At 69.4% G+C, this 1,463-nt stretch carries 3 protein-coding genes; 1 reads left to right on the plus strand and 2 read right to left on the minus strand.

All coding sequences use genetic code 11. The features are described 5' to 3' along the window. Window positions 1-602, minus strand: a 602-nt coding sequence (locus tag EQG76_RS00350; protein WP_159709573.1) for an ABC transporter substrate-binding protein, incomplete at its 3' end; no start/stop codon positions are given. Next, complete coding sequence (locus EQG76_RS00355) at window positions 599-955, minus strand: hypothetical protein (protein ID WP_159709575.1); 357 nt, start codon at window positions 953-955, stop codon at window positions 599-601. The genes EQG76_RS00350 and EQG76_RS00355, both read right to left, overlap by 4 nt. A 204-nt stretch (window positions 956-1,159) precedes the next feature. Between EQG76_RS00355 and EQG76_RS00360 the strand changes: the two genes are divergently transcribed. Continuing rightward, window positions 1,160-1,463, plus strand: a 304-nt coding sequence (locus EQG76_RS00360) for an ABC transporter substrate-binding protein (RefSeq protein ID WP_159709577.1), incomplete at its 3' end; no start/stop codon positions are given.

Raw genomic sequence — 1,463 nt, forward strand, 5'->3', positions numbered from 1 at the left:
TCGACCTCGCTCTCGGGATCGATGCCCTGCTTGGCGAGCTGAATCGCGAAGAAATGCTTGGACGGGCTGGCGAGATCACTGATCGCCACCGTCTTGCCGCGCAGGTCGGCGACGCTGGCGATGCCCGTGTCCTTGCCGGCCAGCAGGCGCAGGCAGCCGGAATGGAGGCCCGCCACGATCTTGACGTCGAAGCCCTGCTCGAGGGGCTTGAGCCAGCGCAGCGCCATGCCGTGCCCGGCATCGGCCTTGCCCGTGGCGATCGTCTCGAGCAACGCCTCGGTGGAGCCGGCGAAGTTGACGAACTCGACCTGGAGCCCGTGCTTTTCGAAGATGCCGCTGGTCTGGGCAGCCGCCACCGGCGCGCCGCACACCGCTCCGGTGTTCCAGGCAAAGCGCAGCGGGATCAGGCCAGTCTCGCCGGTCGCCGCCACCGGGGTCGTGCAGATGGCGCCCTTGTCCAGGAGCGCTGCGGCCGAGCCTTCCAGCACGCCGGCCCGCGCCATTGCTGAGAACCCGCCCGCGGCCAGCGGCACCGCAGCGCCCAGTCCGGCGGCAGCCAGGAGGCCCCGGCGCGAGAGCCGGCTAGGGTCACGATTGGTCATCGAATCTCTCCTCGCTCCGGCTGGGACTGGGGCTGGTCGCCGGCGGGCGGAAGCGTGACGATCCCGCCCGGATTGTCGGTCACCGCGAAGGTGGTGAAGTACTCAATGTCCGGGTAGCTGCCGTAGCGCGCCAGGATCCCGTCCAGCCACGGCCCCTGGTAGAAGCGCCGCGCGTCCTCCAGCGTCTCCCACTGGTACACCCCGCCGGCGACCCCGCGTTCGCTCCAGATGAACTGCTTGCGGATCAGCCCCCGGGCCTCGCCGAAGCCGGCCGCGATCTTGGCGAAATGCGCCCGGCAGGCTTCCTTGCCGATCGTGGCGGGTAGCCGATAGCGGACGATGGCGGTGATCATCACGAGGTTCCTGCCGCGGACCGAGCACGTGCCGCGCGGATCCGGCGGTCCGACGGCAGGAGGAACTTGTGGCCGGGGCAGCCGCGGTACAATCAAGTTAATCTAGCGGATGGGTAAAGTATCGCTACGGACGGTTCCGGGGGCATGGACCTTGCCTCGGCCGGCAGTGATGGGAATGATGCCGCGATCGGCAGGAGGAACTGGATGCTGCGTCGGCAAATGCTGGGCGCCGTGGGCTTGGGCAGCCTGCTGCTCGCGCCGGCGGTCGGCGTCCGGGCAGCCACCGAGATCAGGTTCGCGCTCGACTGGGAGTTCCAGGGTCCCAACGTCCCCTTCCTGATCGCTGAGGTCAGGGGCTATTTCGAGGCCGAGGGCCTGGCGGTCCGCATCGACCGCGGCAGCGGCTCGGCGGACGCGGTCGCCCGGGTCGCTGCCGGCGTCTACCAGATGGGCTTTGCCGACATCAACCGCGTGATCGAGTTCAGCGCCACCCACCCGCGCCAGCTCG

This window comes from Geminicoccus flavidas (assembly GCF_009806515.1).
GTDB classification, from domain to species: Bacteria; Pseudomonadota; Alphaproteobacteria; order Geminicoccales; family Geminicoccaceae; genus Geminicoccus; species Geminicoccus flavidus.

Coding starts and splice junctions, on each gene's coding strand:
- EQG76_RS00355 (WP_159709575.1), bottom strand. CDS start 955: ATGATCACCGCCATCGTCCGCTATCGGCTACCCGCCACGATCGGCAAG.